The following is a 24,144-nucleotide window of genomic DNA, read 5'->3' as shown; positions in this document are numbered from 1 at the left end:
CGCCTTGCCCGGCGCCCCGGCAGGGGACCCGGCGCACGCTCAGTTCCCGCGCATCGAGGGCGGAAGCGTGCGCTCCTGCAGGTCGAAAGCGGCGGAGCAGACGGCGAAGACATCGCCGAGAAACTCCCGCAGGCGCGAAAACACGGTGGCGTGCGGGGCCTGGACGCGGCCGATCATCTCGTCGTCGTCCATCGAGAAATTGGCGGCATGATGCACGGCGAGGTTCTTCATCGGCGCGTTGCTCGGCAGGAATACCACCTGCAGCTCCTCGATGCCGCGATTCTGCGCCAGCAGCACGAGATGGCGCATCAGCGCGGAGCCGATGCCTTTACCCTGGAATTCCCGCTCGACGCTGAACGCCGCCTCGGCCGAGGCCGGCTTGCCGGCGCGCCGCGGAAGCGGGTGCAGCTCCGCGACGGCGCGCAATTCACCGTCGACGAAATAGCCGATCGCCATCGCATCACCGCTCGTGACGCGGGTGCCGTGACGGGCGATGGCGCCATCGGAGACGACACCGCCGAAGCGCATGAAACGGCTGAGCGGATCGAGCCGCAGCAAATGTTCGACCAGCAAATGACGCTCGGCCGGCAGCACCTTGCGGATCTGACCCTCGGCCGGGTCGACATGGTGATGGGGCGTGGAGGTATTCGCAGGCTCCGGCGCGCGCAATGGCGCGCGGCTATCGGAAATCGGGGCGCTCTGTTCGATCGCAGGCATGGCTTCTATCCCGCCGGCCACATTCCTTGTTGCGGCGCAGCAGAAATATGCGCATCGCACAAGAAGGCAACTCCTGCATCTGCATGGCTCGCATGCGCCGTCTTCCATGTACCGTCTTCACGGACGCCAGCGAGCCGCAGAATTACTGCGCCGCTTTGCCAGGCGGCGCAATGCGTAGGAACACACTCCATCGGGGCGGCACGGGACCTTGCCGTTCAGCGGCTGGCGCTGAGCGCCTCGCCGGTGCCGGCGGCCTTCACGATGGCGCGCCGCAGCGGGCCCTCCGCCGTGACGGCGAAATTGTAGTGGCTCATCGAGAACGGCCCCGCCTCGCCGGGATGGAACGAGCGGAAGCCGACATAGACGCCGAGAAAGCCGCCCTGCTCGCTCAGCAGCGCCGCGCCCGAGGTGCCGCCCTCGGCATCGCAGTCGATCGCCACTTCCCGCAGCCCGCCCTCGCCGCGCGCCGTGACCGTGCGTGCCCGGCAACGCTCCAGGGTTCGCCGCGTCACGCCGGCGGTGCTGGCCGCCGCCGCGAGCACCACTTCCCCCGGCACCGCCATCGCCGGCGCCAGCGGATAGGGTCGCGCGCCCGCGACGACGGCCGCGAGCGGAGCCACCGCCCAGTCCTGCAGGGCCGGTGCGTCGTAAGGCTCGCGCGAGCCGGTCAACACCCGCTCCATGTCGATCGGCACGATCCGGCGCTGGCCGCCGACCTCGATCACGAAGCCGCAGGCCGGGCCGCTGGCGCGCGCGGTACCATCCGGCGCGAACAGCACATGCGCGGCCGTCACCAGCACATTGGCCGCGCCGACCAGCTGACCGGTGCCCACCGCCCCGCCGCAATGCACCACGCCGGTCGCGCCGAAGCGCGTGGCAAGCTCGCGGGACGACAGCCCGACGACATGGGCGAACACCTCCGGCGCCATCCGGCCGTCCGTGTCGATGATGATGAGCGAGGACGGAAGGTCGCGCGCCAGCGCCGGCCCGCCGGCCCCGGCGATCAGGCCCAGCCACAGGCAGCCGAGCCAGAGGGCCGGCCATCCGGTAAGTCGCACGCGCCTGGCGAAGCAGTTCGCCATCCGCCGCGACCCCGTTCCCCGGCGCCGAACGGGGCTCATGGTCTTCGCACGGATCGGTTCCTGGTGCATGCCCCGCCCCGTCTCCTCCGCCCCGTCTCCTCCCGCGCCGGTCTCTACCCCGGACGCGGGCCCGTCTGACGAGGCCAGTCTGCGGAGGATCGTGTCGGCGTCAAGGCCGCGCGCGGCGTGGCGACATGCTGGCGCGGCGGGCGCCTTGCCACTTCGTCGGAGATCGGGTCTGGCCGCTTGCCCCGAGGGGACGGGGCGGCTAATGCGTGCGCTGCAACAGTCTGGAGTGTCCCGAGATGGCGGACATGCTCACCGCGGAAGCTGGCGGCTCGGTGCTCGCGGCGCGTTACGTCGCGCGGATGGCGGCCGGGGACATCGCCCCCGATTCCGGCCAGGCCAAGGTGGTCGCCGCCCTCGCGCAGCTGGAACAGCGCATCGCCAGCCGCCGCCTGGCCCGCAAATCCTCCGCGCTCGGCTGGCTGTTCGCCCGTCGAGAGGACACCATTCCGCGTGTGCGCGGGCTCTATATCCACGGGGCGGTCGGGCGCGGCAAGACCATGCTGGCCGACCTGTTCTTCGAAAGCGTGGCGGTGCGCAAGCGCAAGCGCCGCGCGCATTTCCACGAATTCATGGCCGACGTGCACGCCCGCATCTTCAAGGTGCGGGCCGACATGAAGGCCGGCCGGATCAAGGAAGCCGACCCGATCGCCCTGGTCGCCGCCGCGCTCTATGAAGAAGCGTGGCTCCTGTGCTTCGACGAGTTCCACGTCACCGACATCGCCGATGCGATGATCCTGGGCCGGCTGTTCGAGAAGCTGTTCGACCTCGGCGTCGTCATCGTCGCCACCTCCAACGTGGCGCCGGAAGATCTCTACAAGGGCGGCCTCAACCGGGCGCTGTTCCTGCCCTTCATCGCCATGATCGAGAAACACATGGAGGTGGTGCGTATCGAGTCGCCCACCGACTACCGCATGGAAAAGCTTGGCGGCGTGCGGATCTGGTTCGTGCCCGACGACGACCATTCCATGGCGCAGATCGACCGCGAGATGGAGAAGATCTGGCATCGCATCGCCGGCAATGATGGCGGCGCGCCCGCCAGCATCAGTTCCGCCGGCCGCATCATCCGCGTGCCGCGCGCGGGCGGCGGGGCGGCGCGCTTCAGCTTCGAGGACCTGTGCGCCGCGGCGCTCGGCGCCTCGGACTATCTGCGCATCGCGCGCGCCTACCACACGGTGGTGATCGACCACATTCCCCAGCTCGACCAGGACCGGCGCAACGAGGCCAAGCGCTTTATCACGCTGATCGACGAGTTCTACGAGAAGGGCGTCAAGCTGGTCGCCTCCGCCGCGGCCGAGCCGGAGGATCTCTATCTCGGCACGGAAGGGGCGGAAGCGTTCGAATGGGCACGCACCGTCTCGCGCCTGCATGAGATGCGCTCCAGCGACTATATTGCGCGTCCGCACGGCCGCGGCGATTCCGAAGCCTCCGGCGACACGACGGGCCTTGTCGAAACCTGACCTGCGGGCTTGATCGGGACGGCGGCGCGGCTTCTTCTGTGGTTCCGCCTCTCCATCACCAGCGCGTGGGCTCATGAGCAGTCGACATCATCACGGAAACGAGTTGCGGGAGCATAGCTGCGCACTGACGGGAAAGATCGTTTCCCAGCGCGATGCCGTCCAGCTCGACATGCTGCGCCCCGCGCTGGCCGATCATATACGCGCCGCGCATCCCGGCATTGCGCCGGACGCATACATCTCCCGCCCGGCGCTGGCGCGGGAGAGGGCCGCCTACATCGCCGCGACCCTGCAGGCCGAGCGCGGCGACCTCACCCAGCTCGACCATGACGTCATCGACAGCCTCGCGCAGAACGACATCCTCACCGCCAATGTCGAGGCGGAAATCGACCAGCACCGCACCTTCGGCGAGCAGGCGGCGGACGCCATTGCCTCGTTCGGCGGCAGCTGGACCTTCATCATCTCCTTCATGGTGTTCATCAACATCTGGATGGCGCTGAACATCCTCGGCCTAGTCGGCGGGTTCGACCCCTACCCCTTCATTTTGCTCAATCTCGTGCTGTCCTGCATCGCCGCGCTGCAGGCGCCGGTCATCATGATGAGCCAGAAACGGCAGGAGTCGAAAGACCGGTTGCGTTCGGAAAACGACTATCGGGTCAATCTCAAGGCCGAGCTGGAAATCCGGCACCTGCACGAGAAGATCGATCACATGCTCACGCATCAGTGGGAACGCCTGACCGAGATCCAGACCATCCAGATCGAGCTTATGGAAGACTTGGCGGCACGCCGACGTTAGGCATTCAGTATTTCGTATGCCAAAACGAATACGCGCAAAGTCGTAGCCTGACCTCACGGCGGGCGGGGCGTGTTCGCTTGAACCGGGCGGCGATAAGGGCTATCGGATGCCCGCGCGGCGGAGCGCCGCACCCCCTCTCGGAAAGTCAGGAAATCTCATGGCTCGAGCTAAGATTGCACTGATCGGGGCCGGCCAGATCGGCGGCACTCTCGCCCTTCTGGCAGGCCTCAAGGAACTCGGCGACGTCATCCTGTTCGACGTGGCCGAAGGTATCCCGCAGGGCAAGAGCCTCGACATTGCGGAAGCCTCCCCCGTCCTCGGCTTCGACGCCAAGCTGGTCGGCACCAACGGCTATGAGGGCATCGCGGGTGCCGACGTGGTCATCGTCACCGCCGGCGTTCCGCGCAAGCCCGGCATGAGCCGCTCGGACCTGCTCGACATCAACCTCAAGGTGATGCAGCAGGTCGGCGCGGGCATCGCCAAATTCGCCCCCGACGCCTTCGTGATCTGCGTCACCAATCCGCTCGACGCCATGGTGTGGGCGCTGCAGAAGGCCTCGGGCCTGCCGACCCACAAGGTGGTGGGCATGGCCGGCGTGCTGGATTCGGCGCGCTTCCGCTATTTCCTCTCCGACGAGTTCAACGTCTCGGTCGAGGACGTCAACGCCTTCGTGCTCGGCGGGCATGGCGACGACATGGTGCCGCTGGTGCGTTATTCCGGCGTCGGCGGCATTCCGCTGCCGGACCTCGTCGCGATGGGCTGGACCACGCAGGCCAAGCTCGACGCCATCGTCGATCGCACCCGCAAGGGTGGCGGCGAGATCGTCAACCTGCTCAAGACAGGCTCGGCCTTCTACGCCCCCGCCGCCTCGGCCATCGAGATGGCGACCTCCTATCTGCGCGACAAGAAGCGCCTGCTGCCGGCCGCGGCCTTCCTCTCCGGCCAATACGGCCAGGACGACCTCTATCTCGGCGTGCCGGTCATCATCGGCGCCGGCGGCGTCGAGCGCATCGTCGAAATCTCGCTCGATGCGACCGAGCAGGCCATGCTCGACAAGTCGGTCGCCTCGGTGAAGGAACTGGTCGCCGAGTGCCAGAAGATCGCCCCCGACCTCGCCTCCGGCCTGGGCAAGTGACCTGACCGGCGCGCGGCGAGCCGCCAAGGTTCCGCCGCCGCTCCGCCATGCCGCCTGCGACGCCCCGACGGGTGCCGCAGCGGCTGCCGACCGCAGCGACCTGTTGCCGATGAGCACCGCCGTGCCGCAATCCTGCGGTATTCATGAAGTGAACACGAGACCTATATAGGTTCTATCGAGCCATTGCCCCGAGGGTCCGGGGCGACCGGAGTCCGACAACGCCCTCGGCGAAGCCGGACATCCGGCAGAAAATTGCCTCCATCGGACCATTGGTCCCTCAGGAGCCGACAATGTCGCGCGCGGACTTGAACGAAGCCTTCCTGAATACGTCCTTCCTCTACGGCGCCAATGCCGCCTGGATCGAGGATCTCTACGCCCGCTACGAGGCCGACCCGAACGCGGTCGACGCCGAGTGGCAGGCCTTCTTCGCCGGGCTCAAGGACGCCCCGGCCGATGTCGAGAAGAGCGCGCGCGGCGCCTCCTGGAAGAAGCCCGGCTGGCCGATCCACGCCAATGGCGAACTCGTCTCGGCGCTCGACGGCAACTGGATCGAGACCGAGAAGGCGGTCGGCAGGAAGGTCGAGGCCAAGGTCGCCGAGAAGGCGCAGAAGGCTGGCGTCGAACTGACCTCGACCGATGTGCAGCAGGCCACGCGCGACTCGGTCAAGGCGCTGATGATGATCCGCGCCTACCGCATGCGCGGCCACCTGCATGCCAAGCTCGACCCGCTGGGTCTGGAGCCGGTGCACCCCGCGCCCGAGCTCGACCCCGCCTCCTACGGCTTCCGCGAAGCCGATCTCGACCGGCCGATCTTCATCGACCACGTGCTCGGCATGGAATTCGCCACCGTGCGCCAGATGGTGGCCATTCTCCAGCGCACCTATTGCGAGACGCTCGGCGTCGAGTTCATGCACATCTCCTCGCCCGAGGAGAAGGCGTGGATCCAGGAGCGCATCGAGGGGCCGGACAAGGAAATCACCTTCACCCGCGAAGGCAAGCGCGCCATCCTCAACAAGCTGGTGGAGGCCGAGGGCTTCGAGAAGTTCCTCGACGTGCGCTACACCGGCACCAAGCGCTTCGGCCTTGACGGCGGCGAGAGCCTGATCCCCGCGCTCGAACAGATCATCAAGCGCGGCGGCAATCTCGGCGTGAAGGAGGTCGTGTTCGGCATGGCCCATCGCGGCCGTCTGAACGTGCTGACCCAGGTAATGGGCAAGCCGCACCGCGCGCTGTTCCACGAATTCAAGGGCGGCTCCTGGGCGCCGGACGACGTCGAGGGCTCGGGCGACGTGAAGTACCATCTCGGCGCCTCCTCGGACCGCGAGTTCGACGGCAACCAGGTGCACCTGTCGCTGACCGCCAATCCCTCGCATCTGGAAATCGTCGATCCCGTCGTGCTGGGCAAGGCGCGCGCCAAGCAGGACCAGCTGGGCGATACCGAGCGCAGCCAGGTGCTGCCGCTGCTGCTGCACGGCGACGCCGCCTTTGCCGGCCAGGGCGTGGTGGCCGAGTGTTTCGGCCTGTCGGGCCTGAAGGGGCACCGCACCGGCGGCTCGATCCACTTCATCATCAACAACCAGATCGGCTTCACCACCTATCCCGGCAATTCGCGCTCCTCGCCCTACCCCTCGGATGTCGCCAAGACCATCGAGGCGCCGATCTTCCACGCCAATGGCGACGACCCGGAAGCCGTGACCTTCGCCGCCAAGATCGCCACCGAGTTCCGCCAGCGCTTCCACAAGCCCGTGGTGGTGGACATGTTCTGCTACCGCCGCTTCGGCCACAATGAAGGCGACGAGCCCGCCTTCACCCAGCCCCTGATGTACAAGCTCATCAAGCAGCACCCGACCACGCTGGAGCTGTATTCGAAGAAGCTGGAGGCCGAGGGCGTGATCGAGCCGGGCGAGCTCGACCGCATGCGCGCCGAGTGGCGCTCCAAGCTCGATGGCGAATACGAGGCCGGCCAGGCCTACAAGCCCAACAAGGCCGACTGGCTGGACGGGCGCTGGGCGGGCCTCAAGGCCGCCGCCGGCGAGGACGATCCGCGCCGCGGCAATACCGGCGTCGATTTCGCCGTGCTCAAGGAGATCGGCGAGAAGATCACCACCGTGCCGGAGGGCTTCCACCTCCACCGCACCATCCAGCGCTTCCTCGACGCCCGCCGCAAGGCGATCGTGGAGGACGGCACGGGCATCGACTGGTCGACCGCCGAGGCACTCGCCTTCACCACGCTGCTGCTCGACGGCAACCGGGTGCGCCTGTCCGGCCAGGACAGCGAGCGCGGCACCTTCACGCAGCGCCACTCCGTGCTGACCGACCAGGAGAACGAGGATCGCTACACGCCCTTCAACCATGTGCGCGCGGGGCAGGCCCAGTACGAGGTCATCAACTCGATGCTCTCGGAAGAAGCGGTGCTCGGCTTCGAATATGGCTACTCGCTCTCCGAGCCGAACGCGCTGACCCTGTGGGAAGCCCAGTTCGGCGACTTCGCCAACGGCGCGCAGGTGGTGTTCGACCAGTTCCTGTCCTCGGGCGAGCGCAAGTGGCTGCGCATGTCGGGCCTCGTCTGCCTGCTGCCGCACGGCTATGAAGGCCAGGGCCCGGAACATTCCTCGGCCCGCCTGGAGCGCTTCCTGCAGATGTGCGCCGAGGACAACATGCAGGTCGCCAACCTGACGACGCCGGCGAATTATTTCCACGCCCTGCGCCGTCAGCTGAAGCGCGACTTCCGCAAGCCGCTGATCCTGATGACGCCGAAGAGCCTGCTGCGCCACAAGCGCGCCACCTCCACGCTGGCGCAGCTTGGCCCGCAGACCACCTTCCACCGCGTGCTGTGGGACGATGCCGACCGCTCCAACGCGGCGACCCTGCCCCCCGAGGCGGTGAAGCTGAAGCCGGACAGCGAGATCCGCCGCGTCGTGCTGTGTTCGGGCAAGGTCTATTACGACCTGTACGAGGAGCGCGAGCGCCGGGGCGCCGACGATATCTACCTCCTGCGCGTGGAGCAGCTCTACCCGTTCCCGCTCAAGACGCTGGTGCAGGAAATCTCCCGCTTCAAGCAGGCGGAAGTGGCCTGGTGCCAGGAAGAGCCGAAGAACCAGGGCGCCTGGGCCTTCGTGCAGCCCTATCTGGAATGGGTGCTGGAACAGGCCGGCTCCGCCTCGGCGCGGCCGCGCTATACCGGCCGTCCGGCCTCTGCCGCCACGGCGACCGGCCTGATGTCCAAGCATCTTGCGCAACTCAAGGCGTTCCTGCAGGACGCGCTGGGCTGACGATCCGCATACCCTGAGGGAGCGCCGGCCATCTGGTCGGCAAACGGTGAGGAATTAAGAGCATGGCCACCGAGATCCGCGTCCCGACGCTGGGCGAATCGGTCACCGAGGCAACTATCGGCAAGTGGTTCAAGAAGGCTGGCGAGGCGGTCGCCGCCGATGAACCGATCGTCGAGCTGGAGACCGACAAGGTCACGATCGAAGTTCCGGCCCCGGCGGCCGGCGTGCTCTCCGAGATCATCGCCAAGGACGGCGAGACGGTCGGTGTCGGCGCGCTGCTCGGCTCCATCGGTGCGGGTGCGGGTGCGGGCGCCAAGGCGGCACCCGCCGCCGCACCGGCCGCTCCCGTAAAGGCGGAAGCTCCCAAGGCGGAAGCTGCGAAGACCGAAGCTCCCGCGGCGGCCCCGGCGGCTCCCGCTCAGGCGGCGGCTCCCGCGGGTGCCAACGGCCCGGCGGTGGCCAAGCTCGCGGCGGAATCGGGCATCAACCCGGCCCTGCTCGCCGGCTCCGGCAAGGACAGCCGCGTGACCAAGGGCGACATGCTCGCCGCCATCGCCACCAGCGTCGCCGCCCCGGCTCCCGCCGCCAGCGCCCCGGTGACGGTGCGCGCTCCCTCCGTGCCGGCCGATGCCGTGCGCGAGGAGCGGGTGAAGATGACCAAGCTGCGCCAGACCATCGCCCGGCGGCTGAAGGACGCGCAGAACAGCGCCGCCATGCTCACCACCTTCAACGATGTCGACATGTCGGCGGTGATGAGCCTGCGCGCGCAGTACAAGGACGTGTTCGAGAAGAAGCACGGCGTGAAGCTCGGCTTCATGGGCTTCTTCTCCAAGGCCGTCATCCAGGCCCTGAAGGACGTGCCCGAGGTCAATGCCGAGATTGACGGGCAGGACCTCGTCTACAAGAACTACTACAATATCGGCATCGCGGTCGGCACCGACAAGGGTCTCGTCGTGCCGGTGGTGCGCGATGCCGACACGCTGTCCATCGCAGGCATCGAGAAGGCCATTGCCGGCTATGGTCGCAAGGCGCGCGACGGCAAGCTCGGCATCGAGGACCTGCAGGGCGGCACCTTCACCATCACCAATGGCGGCATCTACGGCTCGCTGATGTCGACCCCGATCCTCAACGCGCCGCAGTCCGGCATTCTCGGCATGCACCGCATCGAGGAGCGGCCCGTCGTGGTGAAGGGCCAGATCGTCATCCGCCCGATGATGTATCTGGCGCTGAGCTACGATCACCGCATCGTCGACGGCAAGGGCGCGGTGACCTTCCTCGTCCGCGTCAAGGAAGCGCTGGAGGACCCGACCCGGCTGGTGCTGGATCTGTGATCCGCAGATCGGGCACGCGGAGGATGTGATGAGCTATGTGAGCGAATTCGCGGCGCTGATGGCCGTGTTCGCGGTGGTTATCGTGGCGCCGGGGGCGGATTTCGCCCTCGTCGTGCGCCAGAGCGTGGTGCATGGCCGCAAGGCGGCGCTCATCACCAGCTTCGGCATCGGCGCCTCGCTGCTCTTCCACATCTCCTACACCATCCTCGGCATCGGGCTCATCGTCTCCCAGTCGCTGGCGCTGTTCGCGCTGATCAAGTGGCTGGGCGTCGGCTATCTCGTCTATCTCGGCATCCGCTCCTTCTTCGAGAAGCCGATGGCGTTCAACGAGGCGTCCTTTGCGGCCGAGGCCGGCGCGGCGCGCGGCGCCTCGCTCGCCGGATGCTTCGGCATGGGCTTCCTCACCAATGCGCTCAACCCGAAGCCGGTACTGTTCTTCCTGTCGCTGTTCTCGGCGATGGTGAGCCATGAGACGCCGGTTCCGGTGGTCTTTCTCTATGGCATCGGCATGGCGAGCGCGCTCATCGCCTGGTTTGCCGGCGTCACCTTGTTCTTCACCAACCCCGCCGTGCGGGCACGCTTCGCGGCGGGTGGCCGCTGGTTCAACCGGTTGACCGGTGCAACCTTCGTGCTGCTCGGCCTTCGCCTCGCCGTCCAGAAGGCGGGCTGACCGCGTTCGAATTCAGGGAAGCTGCGTCCATGTCCTACGATCTTGTCGTCATCGGCACCGGCCCCGGCGGCTATGTGTGCGCCATTCGTGCCGCCCAGCTCGGGCTCAAGGTCGCGGTGGTCGAGAAGCGCGCCACGTTCGGCGGCACCTGCCTCAACATTGGCTGCATCCCCTCCAAGGCGCTGCTGCACGCCTCGCACCTGTTCGAGGAGGCGAGCCACAACTTTGCCAAGCTCGGCATCGTGGTCGACACGCCGAAGCTCGACCATGCCGCCTTCCTCGCCTTCAAGGACCAGGCCGTTGAGGGCAACACCAAGGGTGTCGCCTTCCTGATGAAGAAGAACAAGATCGACACGTTCCACGGCACCGCCACCATCACGGCGCCCGGAAAGGTCGAGGTGGCGCTCGCTGCCGGCGGCTCGCAGGCGCTGGAGGCCACCGCCATCGTCATCGCCACCGGCTCGGATGTGGCGAAGCTTCCCGGCATCACCATCGACGAGACCCGCGTCGTCTCCTCCACCGGCGCCATCGCGCTGGAGAAGGTGCCGGGCAAGCTGCTCGTGGTGGGCGCGGGCGTCATCGGGCTGGAGCTTGGCAGCGTGTGGCGCCGGGTTGGTGCCGAGGTCACCGTGGTCGAATATCTCGACCGTATTCTGCCCGGCATGGATCTCGACGTGGCCAAGTCCTTCCAGCGCATCCTGCAGAAGCAGGGCGTCGCCTTCAAGCTCGGCTCCAAGGTGACGGGCGTGGATACCAGCGGCGAGACGCTCAAGGTCTCCGTGGAGCCGGCGGCCGGCGGGGCGGCCGAGGTGCTGGAGGCCGACGTCGTGCTCGTCGCCATCGGTCGCGTGCCCTACACGGAAGGGCTGGGGCTGGAGGCGCTGGGCGTCGAGACCGACAAGCGCGGGCGCGTCGTCACCGACCATTATTACCGCACCAACGTGCCGGGCATCTTCGCCATTGGCGACGCGATCGCCGGCCCGATGCTGGCCCACAAGGCTGAGGACGAGGGCGTCGCCATCGCCGAACTGCTGGCCGGGCAGGCCGGCCATGTGAATTACGACGTCATTCCGGCGGTGGTCTACACCTCTCCGGAAGTGGCCTCCGTCGGCAAGTCCGAGGAGGAACTGAAGGAGGCCGGCATCGCCTACAAGGTCGGCAAGTTCCCCTTCCTCGCCAATGGCCGCGCCAAGGCCAATGACGAGACCGACGGCTTCGTGAAGGTGCTGGCGGACGAGACCACCGACCGTGTGCTCGGCGTGCACATCATCGGCGTCGAGGCGGGCGAACTGATCCACGAGGCGGCGGTGCTGATGGAGTTCGGCGGCTCCTCGGAAGACCTCGCCCGGACCTGCCACGCCCACCCGACCCGCTCGGAAGCGGTGAAGGAAGCGGCGATGGCGGTGGAAAAGCGCGCCATCCACATGTGAGCGCGTGGGCGCCCAAGCGGCGCCCACGCGGCGCCATACCCGCGATGAAAACGACGACGGCCCGGAGAGCGCTCTCCGGGCCGTCGCGTTTGGCGGAGGAATGGGGAAGGATCAGCTGCCCTTGGTGTCGGTCGCCACCGGGGGCTTGGCCGAGGCATGGCCCTGGTAGCAATCCGCCAGCGCGGCGCCCGAGAGGGCGGCGGTGAAGGACAGGGCGCACAGGGCCGTCACAATCTTCTTCATGCGTGGTCTCCTCTGGCTGCTTCGGATGACAGCCAGTGTACGCCCGGCGGGCGCGATGAAAAGCACGCCAGCGGTGGCTAATAACCTAAGGGAAGATAAAAGCCGTTGTCTCACGCATCCGTGTAGGTCACGGCCTCGATCTTCCAGCCATCGGGATCGAACAGGAAGGCGGCGTAATAGCCCTCGCCATAATGCGGACGCAGGCCGGGCGGGCCCTCGTCACTCCCGCCGAACCGCAGTCCCGCCGCGTGGAACGCGTCCACCGCCATGCGCGAGGGCGCCATGAAGCAGAGGTGGAAGCCGGGCGGCGGCGTCACCGTGTCCGCCCGATGCTGGATCCAGAACGGCGCGGCGCCGGGCGTGCCCTCGGGCGAGGGCAATTCGCCCAAAGGTCCCCAGCAGGCCGATTCGCCCTCCGCCTCCGTGAACGTCATCACCCGCACGAAGCCCAGCGGGGCCAGCACCGCGTCATAGAAGGCGCGCGCGCGCTCGAAATCCGCGACGCCGATCGACATGTGTTCGATGACCGGCCGAACGTGGTGCATCGTCTCCTCCTATCGCGCGCGCGGATGCGCCGCCTTCCATGCCGCCATCAGCGCCACCGAATCCACCGCCGCATAGATCTGCGTGGTGGACAGCGAGGCGTGGCCGAGAAGTTCCTGGATCGAACGCAGGTCGCTGCCGCGGCTGAGCAGATGCGTCGCGAAGGAATGGCGCAGCGCGTGCGGCGTGGCGCTGTCGGGCAGGCCGAGGCTGCCGCGCATGCGCTCCACCGCCTGCTGCACGATACGCGGGGAGAGCGGCCCGCCCTTGACGCCGCGGAACAGCGGGCTGGCCGGCTCCAGCTCATGCGGGCAGGCGCGGGCATAGGCCTCGACAGCCTCCAGCACCGCCTTGAGCACCGGCACCATGCGGGTCTTGTTGCCCTTGCCGTGGACGATGATCTGGTCGCCGCGCCCGGGCTCCGGCATGTCGCGGCGCATCAGCCCGAGCGCCTCGGAAATGCGCAGGCCCGAGCCATAGAGCAGCGCGATCACCGCCGCGTCGCGCGCCAGCACCCAGGGCTCGCGATCCTCGCCGGCGCGCGTGGCCGGGTCGGCCATGGCGCGGGCATCGGCGGGCGAGAGCGGGCGCGGCAGGGTGCGGGGAATGCGCGGCGCCCGCACGGCGGTGAGCGCACCGACCTTGCCCAGCCCCTCGCGCTCCATGTGCCGGCCGAAGGAGCGCGCGGCGGCGAGGAAGCGCATCTGCGTGCGCGGCTCGATGCCCTCGGCGCGTCGCGCGGCGATCACCGCCCGCACGTCGCGCGGGTGCATGTCGGCCAGCGCCCTGAGGTCCGGCACGCGGCCGAGATGGCGCGCCAGAAGGCCGAGAAAGGTCGCCACATCCCGCGCATAGGCCTCGCGCGTCTTCGGCGAGAGCCGCCGCTCATGACCGAGCCGGGCTAGCCACGCCGTCAGCGCCGCGCCGACATCCGGCGCCGCGCCGGCGAGCAGCGCCCGCTCCGCCCGAGCCGCCTTCTGTGCATCGCTTGCCGCCATCACCCTGCCCTTCCGAACAACCTGCTCGTCGATCCACTGGCGAGAGTGCCACACGATCCTTAAGTTTCGCCGAGGTCGCCGCGCACGACCGGCGGGAAAGCTCGCCGCATGGCCATGGAGAGGCCCGGCGGCGAGCCGTCGCCCCCCTGCCGCTCACGCCCTCGGGAGAGAGGCGAGGAGACCTCCGCGAGGACGGCATCGTCGTTGCGAATGCGCTATGAAGGCCCACCATGCCCAGCCCCGCCGATTCCCTTCTCCTCTTCCCGCGTCACGAGCGGGTGGTCGATGTGCTGCTGCCCCTCGCGGTGGGCACGGCCTATTCCTACCGCGTGCCCGAGGGTCTGGAGGTGGCGCCGGGCGACATCGTGGTGGTGCCGCTGGGCACGCGCAACATGCTCGGCTGCGTGTGGCCGCGGGCGGAGGGCGCCGCGCCGGTCGACCCGGCCAAGCTCAAGTCGATCCAGCGCCGCTATGACGTCGCCCCGCTCCGGCCGGAGATGATCGATTTCATCCGCTGGATCGCGGAATATACCGTTTCCCCACCGGGCATGGTGCTGCGCCTCGCGCTGCGCCATGACGAGAGCGCCGGCATCGCCCGCGAGCGCACCGGCGTGCGGCTCACCGACACGCGGCCCGACAGGGCGACCAAGGCGCGCGCCCGCGTGATCGAGGCGCTGGCGGACGGCTTCGTCCGCTCCAAGACGGATGCGGCGCGCGAGGCCGGCGTGTCGCCCTCGGTCATTGATGGGCTGATCGATGACGGCGTGCTGCAAACGCTCGTGTTGCCGCCGGAACCGGCCGCCGAGGCGCCCGACCCCGACCATGCCCGCCCCGACCTGCTGCCCGCGCAAGGCGAGGCCGCCGCGCGCCTTGTGGACGCGGTGAAGGCCCGGGCCTTCCGCCCCTTCCTGATCGACGGCGTTACCGGCTCCGGTAAGACCGAGACCTATTTCGAGGCCGTGGCGGAAACCATCCGACAAGGGCGGCAGACGCTGATCCTGATGCCGGAAATCGCCCTCACCCAGGCGTTTCTCGATCGTTTCGCCCGCCGCTTCGGCGTGAAGCCGGCGGAATGGCATTCGGCTGTCGGCTCGAAGAGGCGCGGGCGGGTGTTCCGGGGCGTCGCCAGCGGCGAGGTGCGCGTGGTGGCGGGGGCGCGCTCGGCGCTGTTCCTGCCCTTCGCCGATCTCGGCCTGATCATCGTCGATGAGGAGCATGACAGCGCCTACAAGCAGGAAGACGGGGTGCATTACCACGCCCGCGACATGGCGGTGGTGCGCGCGCGGCTGGAGGGCGGACCGGTGGTGCTGGTCTCCGCCACCCCCTCGATCGAAACGGAAGTGAATGCGCGGCGCGGGCGCTACACCCGGCTTGCCCTGCCCGAGCGCTTCGCCGGCACGCAGGTGCCGCGCCTCGAGCCGATCGACCTGCGTCGCGAAGGCCCGCCACGCGGGCGCTGGATCGCCCCGCGCCTCGCGGCGGAAATGGAGCGCACGGTGGCGGCCGGCGGGCAGGCGCTCCTCTTCCTCAACCGGCGCGGCTATGCCCCGCTCACCCTGTGCCGCGCCTGCGGCCACCGCATCAAGTGCCCGTCCTGCTCGTCCTGGCTGGTGGAACATCGCTTCCGCCGCCGGCTGGAATGCCACCAGTGCGGCTATGCCACGCCGGTGCCGACCGAATGCCCGAACTGCCATGAGCCGAACGCGCTCATCCCGTGTGGTCCGGGCGTCGAGCGGCTGCACGAGGAGGTGCAGGCGCTGATGCCGGAAGCACGCCTGCAGGTGCTCTCTTCCGACCTTGCCGGCGGAGTGGAGCGGCTGCGCGCCGAGCTCAAGGCGATCGAGGATGGCGAGGTGGACGTGATCGTCGGCACCCAGCTGGTCGCCAAGGGGCACAATTTCCCCGGCCTCGCCATGGTGGGGGTGATCGACGCCGATGTGGGCCTCGGGCAGGGCGATCCGCGCGCCGCCGAGCGAACCTTCCAGTTGCTGCATCAGGTGGCCGGCCGCGCCGGGCGCCACACGGTGGAAGGGCGGGCCTTCCTGCAGACCTACATGCCCGAGCATCCGGTGATGCAGGCGCTGGTGGCCGGCGACCGCGACGCCTTCTACGACCGCGAGATCGCCATCCGCGAGGAGGCGCACCTGCCGCCCTTCGGCCGCTTCTGCGCGCTCATCGTCTCGGGCACGGATGCCCACGCCGCGCAGTCGCATGCGCGCGCCGTCGCGGCATGCTCACCCTTCACCGACGAAGTGCGCGTGCTCGGCCCGGCGGAGGCGCCGCTGGCGCTGGTGCGCGGGCGCCATCGCTTCCGCCTGCTGGCGCGCGCGGCGCGGGGCTTCGACCTCTCCGCCTATGTGCGGCGCTGGATGGCCGGAGCGCCGCGCGCCACGGGCAGCCTGCGCGTCGAGATCGACATCGACCCGCAGAGCTTCCTGTGACCCGCGCAAGCGGCGGATCGCGCGACGCCCCCGCGTCACGCGCCTAGCGCCGGGCGCAGATGAGCACCATGAGCGGAGCGCGGCTCGCATCCACCGGCTTGGGCGCGAAATGCACCTCCCGCTCGCTCACGATGGTGGTCTCGCCCTCGCGCGGCGCGAGATAGGCGTTCACCACCACCTCATCGGCCTCGCAGGTCAGGTGGCAGCCCTCGGGCGAGAAGCATTCGCGGCGCGAATAGACGCGCACGCTGCCGGGCGCCTCGGCGGCCTTGCCGGCCTCGCCCGCCTCTCCCTTGTCGCCCGCCATGCCGGCCGGGCCCTGGGGACCAGCCGGCCCGGCCGGGCCGGCGGCACCCGCGGGACCTGCCGGGCCGGCCGGACCCGCTACACCGGGATCGCCCTTCGGGCCCGCGGGACCCGCCGGGCCGACCGTGCCCTGCGCACCGGCCGGACCCGCGGCGCCCTGCGGGCCGGGAGGGCCGGCAGGGCCGGGCTGCGGATCGCCGCAGGCGGAGAGGAGCAGCGCGGCGCCGAGGGCGAGGCCCAGATAAACCAATCTCATCGTTTCTTCCCCGAACTGGATGGCGTGTCGCTATCGACCGTTCACTTCCGATATTGCATGTGCGGCGCCCCCTGTGGTGGCGGCGCCTGCCGCCGTGGCGATGGCGGCGCTGAAAGCCGCCCGGCAGGGCCGAGCGTGCCGCCGGGGGCCTTCAGCGTCAATCGAAATACCGAAACGACGCGACGGTGACGCGACCCTCGGTGCGAGCCTCGCGGCTCGAGCCCGCGCCGCTTCCCCCGCCCTCCCCCTGCGGCGGGCGAAACGGGTAAGCACCGTTGACGGCGCGGCGCGGTGCGCCTAGTTTTGACGCCATGATGTCGATGAACGAAATGAGCGGGCGCATGCGCCTCGGGCGGCGAATTCGTCGCCCGGCCGACAGGATCGGCCGGGTTTCCTGACGCTCGTCCCCGTTCTGCTGCTTTCGTCATCGGATATTGCCATGACTGCCGGTCTTCTCCGCCATCGCCTCGTTGTCGAGGCCGATGCCCATCCCAATCTGATGCTGCGCCTGCTCGAGCCCTTCGCCATCCACAATGTCCAGCCCACGCGCGTGCGGCTCGACGCGCCGGAAGACGAGCGGCTGGATCCGACGGACCTGCGCCCCATGCGCGCCGAGATCGGCTTCACCGCGCCGGCGGAACTCGCCGAGCGCCTGTGGGCGCGGATCGACGTGATGGTGCCGGTGCGCAGTTCGCATCTGGTCTCAAGCGCCTCGGCCGCGGTGGCGGCCTGATCGATCATGCTGAACCAGCTCGGCGCCATCGCTCTCATCGTGGCGCCGGTGTTCGGTCTGATCGGCGTCGGCTTCCTCGCCTCGCTCGCCGGATATATCCGGGAGAAAGCGGCCGAGGGGCTGTCCGAATACGTGTTCGGCCTCGCCGTGCCGGTGCTCATCTTCAAGACGCTGTCCGAGGCGAGGCTGCCCGATGAAGGGCAGCCCTGGGGCTACTGGATCGCCTATTTCACCGGCGCCTTCATCGTCTTCGCACTCGGCATGCTGGCGGCGCGGCGGCTGTTCGGGCGCAGCCATACCGAGGCGGTGATCCACGGCTTCACCTCGGGCCAGGCGAACACCGTGTTCGTCGGCGTGCCGCTCATCCTCTCGGCCTTCGGGCCGGAGGGCGCGGTGCCGCTGTTCCTGCTGATCGCCGTCCATCTGCCGATCATGATGATGGTGGCGACCGTGCTGACCGAGGGCGCCTCCGCCGGGCTTTCGCTGGCGGGGCTCCAGAAGCTCGGCCGCATGCTCGCCTGCAACCCGATCCTGATCGGCATCTATGCCGGCGCCATCGCCAAGCTGGTCGGCTTCGTGCCGGGCGGCATCCCCAAGCAGGTCTTCGACATGCTGGCGGCCTCGGCCTCGCCTTGCGCGCTGATTTCGCTCGGCCTCGCCCTGCACCGCTACCCGATCCGCGGCGATCTCGGGCCGGCGCTGGTCATCACGGTGCTGAAGCTGATCGTCCATCCGGCCATCGTCTACGCGCTGACCCGGGTGCTGCCGATGCCCCCGGTCTGGGCGGGCGTGTGCGTGACCTTCGCTGCCATGCCGAGCGGCATCAACGCCTATCTGCTGGCGCAGCGCTACAGGGTGGGCGTCGCCGCCTCGGCCGGCGCGGTCTCGCTGTCCACCGCGCTGAGCCTCGTCACCCTCTCGGTGTGGCTGCTCATTCTGGGCGTGGGGTAGAAGCGGCCTCATCGGCGGCCTGCTCCTGCTCCTGCTCCTGCGGCCAGCGCGCCAGCGCCTCCAGCCCGGCCGGCGTCAGCGCATAGACGCCGCGTTCGGTGCGAATGAACCAGCCATAGACATTGTTCATGAGGATCTTGCCCGCATCGGGAGCCCGGCCACGCAGGTCGCGCGGGCGCCGCGGGCCCGCGGCCAGCGCGGCAGCGCAGGCGAGCGCCTGCTGGCGATACGCGGTCATGATCGGCACGCGGGAGGCGCCGCCCACGGCCGGGTCGCCGAGCCGCCGCGTGTGCTCCGCCACCAGCCGCGCGCGGCGGCGCGGATCCTTGCGCGGCATGGGCGAGACCGGACTGACCAGCACGCTCACCTCGCCGCCTTCCGACACCGCCAGCATGCCGAATCCCAGCCGGCGGCAGAGATTGCGAAAGCGCGAATCGCTCTCGCGGCCCTTGCCACGCCGCGAGGCCCGCGCCGCCAGCCACACCTCGTCGCACGCGCTCGCGCGGTCCACCGCCTGCAGCACGAGTTCCAGATTGAAGCTCAGCTTCATCTCGCCGATGATCACCAGCGGCTCGGCCTCCGGGGACAGCGCGACCAGATCGCAGTCGCCGATCTCCCCTTTGACGGTGAAGCCACGCGCTTCGAGAAAGCGTTTGATCGGCAGGTAAAGCGATGTCTCCAGGACCGGCACTCCAGGGCGGGAAATGAGGATGATCCGCAATAGGGATCAAGGCGTGCGGGGGCTGCGCGCGCGCGGCGGACTCGCGCCCCCGGCCGGCTTCGAGCTCCCGGCCGGATTTGCCGATATCCCGGCCTTGGCGGCAAGCCAGATGACATGGCGCGCGCCGCCGCCCTTGCCGTTTGCCCGCACCCGCGCCTCCTCGACGGTGAAGCCGCCACGGCGCAGGCGGCCGGTGAAGTCGCTGTCCGGGGCCGAGGACCACACCGCGAGAATGCCGCCGGGGCGCAGCGCCGCGCGGGCGGCGGCAAGGCCGGCGGGGCTGTAGAGCCCGTCATTGGCGGCGCGGGTCAGGCCGCCCGGGCCGTTATCGACATCCAGCAGGATCGCGTCATAGGCGGCGCGGCCGGCGCGGATCGAGGCGGCGACATCGCCCTCGAACAGGCTGACGCGGGAATCATCGAGGCTGGTGCCGAAGATCTCCGCCATCGGCCCGCGGGCCCAGGCAATGACGGCCGGCACGAGTTCGGCGACCACGACCTGCGCCTGCGGCCCCAGTTCGCCCAGCGCCGCGCGCAGGGTGAAGCCCATGCCGAGCCCGCCGATCAGGAGGCGCGGCGCGGCGCGCTCGCGCAGACGCTCGCAGACCAGCGTGGCGAGCGCCTTCTCCGAGCCGCTGAGGCGGCTGTTCATCAATTCCGTCGCGCCGGTCATGATGGAAAATTCGTCGCCACGCCGCATCAGGCGCAGGTCGCCGAACCCATCGGGGACTTTCGCGGTGTCGATGAGGGACCAGGGAATCATCGCAGGGCATCCGTGGAAAAAGGCGCCCCTCGCCTATCGCCCGTGACGCGGCACAGGACAAGTGCCCTTCACGCGAGGCTTCCACGTCGACATGCCACGCGGGCCCGCGCGGCATGTCGAGAGCCAAATGGGCGGTCGCACTCATGCGGCCGCCCGCTGCCGCTCAGTTCAGCTTCATGCAGTTGGCGTAGAAGGTGGTGGTCGCCGGCCAGTCCGAGAACACGCCGATCACGCCGATGTCGCGGGCCAGCACATCGAGCAGTGCCAGCGTGTCGCCATCGCGGTCGGTCACGGACTTGATCGACTGGTAGTAATAGCCGCCGCCATCCTTCAGCGGGCCGGAGCGCTCCAGTGACCAGGCGATGAGCCCGAGCCCGGCCTTCTTGGCCTCCTGCGCATAGGCGGACGGCACGACCTTGCCGTCCTTCACCGTCACCAGCATCCACAGCGGCGGGGCGAGGATCTTCACGCCCTTGTCGGCCAGTTCCTGCATGGAGGGCTGCCAGGTCTCCGGCTTCATGTTGTCGAAGCCCTTGGTGGTCTCGTCGCGATCGTCGAGGAACACCGCCTGCGCGCCGAAGGCCGGCTCGTTCTTGAGCCAGTACAGCACGTCATCGAGCAGGAAGGACTGGGCGTAGACATCCCGGGGGTCGACGCCGGCGGCCTTGTACTCGTCGATCATCTGCTGGGCATAGGCCTGCTGCGTGTAATCACCCTCGAACGGCATCGGCACTTCCGGCGTCTTCAGCTCGGGCGTGAACTTGAGGCCGAGCGACTTCACCAGCGCGATGTAATCCTTGTGCGACATCAGGGTGGCGCGGTCGACATAGAGATCGGTGCGCCAGCGCGGCGTGGAATTCATGTAGTCGGCCACCGTCGTGGCATTGGGGTTGCCGGCGTCCATTTTCGGCTTGAGCGAGCGGAATTCGGCCAGCGTCAGGTCGCTGGTGCAGCACTTGGCGCTCGCCTTGCGGCCCGTGGCGGGGTCGGCGGGCTCGAAGCCCTTGGTGCATTTCGACGCCAGCTCCGGCCGGGCGAGAATGTCGGTCGTGGTGTGCAGGTCGCACTGCGCGTGGCGGCAGACGAGTTCGCGGTCCTTGGTGAAGGCGATGTCGCACTCGATGACACCCGCCCCCATGCGCGCGGCGGCGAGATAGCCTTCGCGTGTATGCTCGGGAAACTGCAGCGGGGCGCCGCGATGCGAGATCGAGAAGCCCTTGGTGGTGAACGGGCCCTTGCAGCGGGCGAGTTCGTCCTTGAGCGGGCCGTCCTTCATCTGGTCGACCAGATAGAACGGGCGCGGGCCCAGTTCGGCGGGGCCGCCGGGCGCCTGGGCGAGGGCCGCACCGAGGGAGCCGGCGGCGAAGGCGATAACAAGGAGAGGCGTGGCGAGTAGGGGGCTGGCGAGACGCTTCTTCATGGCAGGCTCCGTCATGCGGGACTGAAGAGGGCGCCGCCATGGCTACAGGCCGGCGGTGACAGGTATGTTACGCAGCGACACCGATATAATGCCGGCTAATCAACGGCATCGAGCGCCAGCCGCCGCACCTCCTGCGCCGTTGCCCCGTTCTCCCGCAGCCTGCGCAGGCTTTCCGAGCCGAGCGACTTCGAGAGCTTGCGGCCCTGTGGATCCACCAGCAGCGAATGATGCGTGTAGAGCGGCGCCGGCAGATCGAGCAACGTCTGCAACAGCCGGTGCACCGAGGTGGCCGCCGTCAGGTCCGCCCCGCGCACCACATGCGTCACGCCCTGCAGCGCGTCATCGACCACGACGGAAAGATGGTAGCTGGTCGGCACATCCTTGCGGGCGAGCACCACATCGCCCCAGGCGAGCGGATCCGCCGCAACGGCGCGCGGCTCGATCGACGCCGCGTGCCCCGCCCCGTGCCCCGCCCCTTCACCCTGCTCTTGCCAGTCGAGCGGGCCGGCCAAAGCGACCGCGCGGGCCATGTCGAGGCGCAGCGCAAAAGGCTCGCCGGCGGCGCGGCGGCGGGCACGCTCGTCGACGCCCATGGCCATGCGGCGGAAGGGAAACAGCGGCGCGCCATCGGGATCGCGCGGCCAGTCCGGGCGATCCCGGACCGCGCGGTTGATATCCGCGCGGCTCTCGAAGCTCTCATAGACCAGATCCAGTTCGCCGAGCCGAACGAGCGCGGTCCGGTAGTCGTCGAAATGCTCCGACTGGCGGCGAGCGGGCGGCTCCCAGGCGATGCCGAGCCAGGCAAGATCCTCGCAGATCGCGGCCTCATATTCCGGGCGGCAGCGCGCGAGATCGATATCCTCGACGCGCAGCAGCAATACCCCGCCCGCCTGTGCGGCCATGGCCGCGTTGAGCAGGGCGGAGCGGGCATGGCCGAGATGCAGCAGCCCGTTCGGGCTGGGGGCGAAACGAAAGGTGGGGCGTGCGGGCGAGATCATCGCCCCTTGATGTAGCGCGTCAGAACTGCCGCTCAACCATCATTTTCTTGATCTCGGCAATCGCCTTCGCCGGGTTGAGCCCCTTCGGGCACGCCTTGGCGCAGTTCATGATGGTGTGGCAGCGATAGAGCCGGAACGGGTCTTCCAGATCGTCCAGCCGATCGCCGGTGGCCTCGTCGCGACTGTCGATCAGCCAGCGATAGGCCTGCAGCAGCGCCGCCGGGCCGAGATAGCGATCGCCATTCCACCAGTAGCTCGGGCAGGAGGTCGAGCAGCAGGCGCACAGGATGCACTCGTAGAGCCCGTCCAGCTTCTCGCGGTCGCCGCGCCCCTGGCGCCATTCACGCTCCGGGGCCGGCGTCTGCGTGTGCAGCCACGGCTCGACCGAGGCATGCTGGGCATAGAACTGGGTGAGGTCGGGGACGAGATCCTTCACCACAGGCATGTGCGGCAGCGGATAGACGTTGACCGACTTCGCGCTCACGTCGTCCATGCTCTTGAGGCAGGCCAGCGTGTTGGTGCCGTCGATGTTCATCGCGCAGGAGCCGCAGATGCCCTCGCGGCAGGAGCGGCGGAAGGTCAGCGTCGGGTCGATCTTGTTCTTGATGTAGATGAGGCCGTCCAGCACCATCGGCCCGCAATCGTCGCGGTCGACATAATAGGTGTCGACGCTGGGATTCTTCCCGTCATCGGGGTTCCAGCGATAGATGCGGTACTCGGTCAGCCGGTTGGTGCCCACGGGCTTCGGCCAGACCTTGCCCGCGACGAGCTGGGAATTCTTGGGAAGTGTAAGCTGGACCATGGCAGTTCCTCAGAAGGCTCGAATGCGGGCCAGGCGGATAGCGTATCGCCGAGAGAGTTGGGCAGCGAAACTATCAACCCGCCCGGGACAGGAGGGGCTGACATTGGCGAAACATACCGGCCAGCCGATCTCGGCGGATCTTCCAACGACCGGGCCCGACCAACCAACACGCGCCGGCCGCCGGATCCGGCCGATCGTTCGATCGAAGGCTCTGCGCATGTCGGTTGGTCTCGCCATCACGGTCACATCGACCAGCGGCGGATCTTCCACCGCCACAGCAGAGAGCGAGCCAGTTTGCCGGGGATGTGGCTCGCGATCCGCATACTTTGACGCAGGCCAGGATCGTCGAACAGCTGCGGAATGACGAAATCGGTAATGGTCAATGAATGGGTCTTCGACGAGAGGGCCGTATTCCGCACTTGCGCATGCTCATCCTCGTGGATGTACATGAGAGGGTTGTTTCGATACCAAGTGGGTATGCTTTGATCAAAGCAGACGTTCGGACGAACGAGATCGAGCGGAAGGTAGCCGCGGGCACGAAACTTCTCCGCCCAGTAGCTGGGCCACTGCTCGTTGATATGGTCGGTTCCACCCTGCCCGGGAATCGCCGAGCCAAACAGCACCTTGCTGGATGCGTCGCACATGTTGTCGACGAGCCAATCCGCTCGACTCGCCGGAAGGTGCTCGCCGCACTCCAGCGAAATGGCCAGATCAAAGGCGCCCGCGGAAACCGCCGGGGTCGACGCCAAGGACATGTCCGATGTTATCAGTGCAATCGAGCCGTCGACCAATTGACCCTTCGTAACCCACGGCCCGTCCACTCCGGCCACGCGCGACGCGCCCAATTCATGCGCTGCCTTGAGCCAGGAACCGGTCCCGCAACCAAAATCGATGACAGACTCGGGCCGGGTAATATCGAATACGATCCCGAGAATCTTGAATGCGGACCTGTAGGAGTCGTCAGCCAGATCTTGAAAGAATCTCTCTGTATATTTTACCTGCTTCGTCTCCATC

Annotated in this window: 22 protein-coding genes; 10 read left to right on the top strand and 12 right to left on the bottom strand. The window is 68.4% G+C overall.

The window, feature by feature from the left end; translation table 11 throughout:
* Positions 1-39 precede the first annotated feature (39 nt).
* Both FHS55_RS08230 and FHS55_RS08225 read right to left on the bottom strand, forming a co-directional pair.
* On the bottom strand, positions 40-717 hold the full coding sequence (locus FHS55_RS08230; RefSeq protein ID WP_183189208.1) for a GNAT family N-acetyltransferase: 678 nt from the start codon (positions 715-717) through the stop codon (positions 40-42).
* Positions 718-932: 215 nt separating this feature from the next.
* The gene (locus FHS55_RS08225; protein WP_246339929.1) at positions 933-1,868 is read right to left on the bottom strand and encodes a trypsin-like peptidase domain-containing protein; all 936 of its coding nucleotides are present in this window, start codon (positions 1,866-1,868) and stop codon (positions 933-935) included.
* 236 nt (positions 1,869-2,104) lie between these two features.
* On the opposite strand from FHS55_RS08225, the gene zapE reads away from it, so the two are divergent.
* The 7 genes from zapE (at position 2,105) to lpdA (ending at position 11,956) form a co-directional block, all read left to right on the top strand.
* Positions 2,105-3,325 carry a cell division protein ZapE gene (gene zapE, locus FHS55_RS08220; RefSeq protein WP_246339928.1) on the top strand — a complete coding sequence of 407 codons (1,221 nt, stop codon included), beginning with the start codon at positions 2,105-2,107 and terminating at the stop codon, positions 3,323-3,325.
* Between the two features lie 73 nt (positions 3,326-3,398).
* Positions 3,399-4,118, top strand: coding sequence for a DUF1003 domain-containing protein (locus tag FHS55_RS08215; protein ID WP_183189207.1), 720 nt, complete (start codon positions 3,399-3,401; stop codon positions 4,116-4,118).
* A 157-nt stretch (positions 4,119-4,275) separates the two neighbouring features.
* Positions 4,276-5,253, top strand: a complete 978-nt coding sequence (mdh, locus tag FHS55_RS08210; protein ID WP_183189206.1) for a malate dehydrogenase — start codon at positions 4,276-4,278, stop codon at positions 5,251-5,253.
* A gap of 290 nt (positions 5,254-5,543) precedes the next feature.
* Entirely contained in the window at positions 5,544-8,525 is a 2,982-nt protein-coding gene (locus tag FHS55_RS08205; protein WP_183189205.1) for a 2-oxoglutarate dehydrogenase E1 component, read from the top strand.
* Between the two features lie 62 nt (positions 8,526-8,587).
* Positions 8,588-9,856, top strand: coding sequence for a 2-oxoglutarate dehydrogenase complex dihydrolipoyllysine-residue succinyltransferase (gene odhB, locus FHS55_RS08200; protein ID WP_183189204.1), 1,269 nt, complete (start codon positions 8,588-8,590; stop codon positions 9,854-9,856).
* A gap of 28 nt (positions 9,857-9,884) precedes the next feature.
* Positions 9,885-10,526 (top strand): LysE family transporter, encoded by a 642-nt coding sequence (locus FHS55_RS08195; RefSeq protein ID WP_183189203.1) that lies wholly within the window; start codon positions 9,885-9,887, stop codon positions 10,524-10,526.
* A gap of 29 nt (positions 10,527-10,555) precedes the next feature.
* On the top strand, positions 10,556-11,956 hold the full coding sequence (gene lpdA / locus FHS55_RS08190; protein WP_183189202.1) for a dihydrolipoyl dehydrogenase: 1,401 nt from the start codon (positions 10,556-10,558) through the stop codon (positions 11,954-11,956).
* Between the two features lie 111 nt (positions 11,957-12,067).
* Here the strand turns inward: lpdA and FHS55_RS23705 are convergent, their stop codons facing one another.
* The 3 genes from FHS55_RS23705 to FHS55_RS08180 all read right to left on the bottom strand — a co-directional run bounded on the left by FHS55_RS23705 (position 12,068) and on the right by FHS55_RS08180 (position 13,740).
* Positions 12,068-12,199: a hypothetical protein gene (locus FHS55_RS23705; protein ID WP_281379568.1), complete on the bottom strand. Its 132-nt coding sequence runs from the start codon at positions 12,197-12,199 to the stop codon at positions 12,068-12,070.
* 110 nt (positions 12,200-12,309) lie between these two features.
* Complete coding sequence (locus tag FHS55_RS08185; protein WP_183189201.1) at positions 12,310-12,744, bottom strand: VOC family protein; 435 nt, start codon at positions 12,742-12,744, stop codon at positions 12,310-12,312.
* 9 nt (positions 12,745-12,753) lie between these two features.
* Positions 12,754-13,740, bottom strand: a complete 987-nt coding sequence (locus FHS55_RS08180) for a tyrosine recombinase XerC (RefSeq protein WP_183189200.1) — start codon at positions 13,738-13,740, stop codon at positions 12,754-12,756.
* Between the two features lie 230 nt (positions 13,741-13,970).
* Here FHS55_RS08180 and FHS55_RS08175 point away from each other — a divergent pair, with 230 nt between their 5' ends.
* On the top strand, positions 13,971-16,181 hold the full coding sequence (locus tag FHS55_RS08175) for a primosomal protein N' (RefSeq protein WP_183189199.1): 2,211 nt from the start codon (positions 13,971-13,973) through the stop codon (positions 16,179-16,181).
* A gap of 43 nt (positions 16,182-16,224) precedes the next feature.
* On the opposite strand, the gene FHS55_RS08170 is transcribed toward FHS55_RS08175, so the two are convergent.
* Positions 16,225-16,743 (bottom strand): fibroblast growth factor, encoded by a 519-nt coding sequence (locus FHS55_RS08170; RefSeq protein WP_210286883.1) that lies wholly within the window; start codon positions 16,741-16,743, stop codon positions 16,225-16,227.
* Positions 16,744-17,182: 439 nt separating this feature from the next.
* On the opposite strand from FHS55_RS08170, the gene FHS55_RS08165 reads away from it, so the two are divergent.
* Positions 17,183-17,476 carry a hypothetical protein gene (locus tag FHS55_RS08165; RefSeq protein WP_183189198.1) on the top strand — a complete coding sequence of 98 codons (294 nt, stop codon included), beginning with the start codon at positions 17,183-17,185 and terminating at the stop codon, positions 17,474-17,476.
* 6 nt (positions 17,477-17,482) lie between these two features.
* Positions 17,483-18,427, top strand: coding sequence for an AEC family transporter (locus FHS55_RS08160; protein WP_183189197.1), 945 nt, complete (start codon positions 17,483-17,485; stop codon positions 18,425-18,427).
* On the opposite strand, the gene FHS55_RS08155 is transcribed toward FHS55_RS08160, so the two are convergent.
* The 6 genes from FHS55_RS08155 to FHS55_RS08130 form a co-directional block, all read right to left on the bottom strand.
* Positions 18,408-19,109 (bottom strand): DUF2161 domain-containing phosphodiesterase, encoded by a 702-nt coding sequence (locus FHS55_RS08155; RefSeq protein WP_183189277.1) that lies wholly within the window; start codon positions 19,107-19,109, stop codon positions 18,408-18,410. The genes FHS55_RS08160 and FHS55_RS08155 overlap by 20 nt on opposite strands.
* Before the next feature lie 45 nt (positions 19,110-19,154).
* On the bottom strand, positions 19,155-19,910 hold the full coding sequence (locus tag FHS55_RS08150; RefSeq protein WP_183189196.1) for a polyamine aminopropyltransferase: 756 nt from the start codon (positions 19,908-19,910) through the stop codon (positions 19,155-19,157).
* A gap of 163 nt (positions 19,911-20,073) precedes the next feature.
* Positions 20,074-21,330, bottom strand: coding sequence for a glycerophosphodiester phosphodiesterase family protein (locus FHS55_RS08145; RefSeq protein ID WP_246339927.1), 1,257 nt, complete (start codon positions 21,328-21,330; stop codon positions 20,074-20,076).
* A 95-nt stretch (positions 21,331-21,425) separates the two neighbouring features.
* Positions 21,426-22,328, bottom strand: coding sequence for a tRNA glutamyl-Q(34) synthetase GluQRS (gene gluQRS, locus FHS55_RS08140; protein WP_183189192.1), 903 nt, complete (start codon positions 22,326-22,328; stop codon positions 21,426-21,428).
* 19 nt (positions 22,329-22,347) lie between these two features.
* Complete coding sequence (locus FHS55_RS08135) at positions 22,348-23,130, bottom strand: succinate dehydrogenase iron-sulfur subunit (protein ID WP_183189190.1); 783 nt, start codon at positions 23,128-23,130, stop codon at positions 22,348-22,350.
* 242 nt (positions 23,131-23,372) lie between these two features.
* Positions 23,373-24,143, bottom strand: coding sequence for a methyltransferase domain-containing protein (locus FHS55_RS08130; RefSeq protein WP_183189188.1), 771 nt, complete (start codon positions 24,141-24,143; stop codon positions 23,373-23,375).
* Between the last annotated feature and the right edge of the window lies 1 nt (position 24,144).

Origin of the sequence: Ancylobacter tetraedralis (genome assembly GCF_014195655.1) — a bacterium.
GTDB lineage: Bacteria > Pseudomonadota > Alphaproteobacteria > Rhizobiales > Xanthobacteraceae > Ancylobacter > Ancylobacter tetraedralis.
Note: the sequence above shows the minus strand (reverse complement) of the source record. Positions and strands in the feature narration are given on the sequence as shown.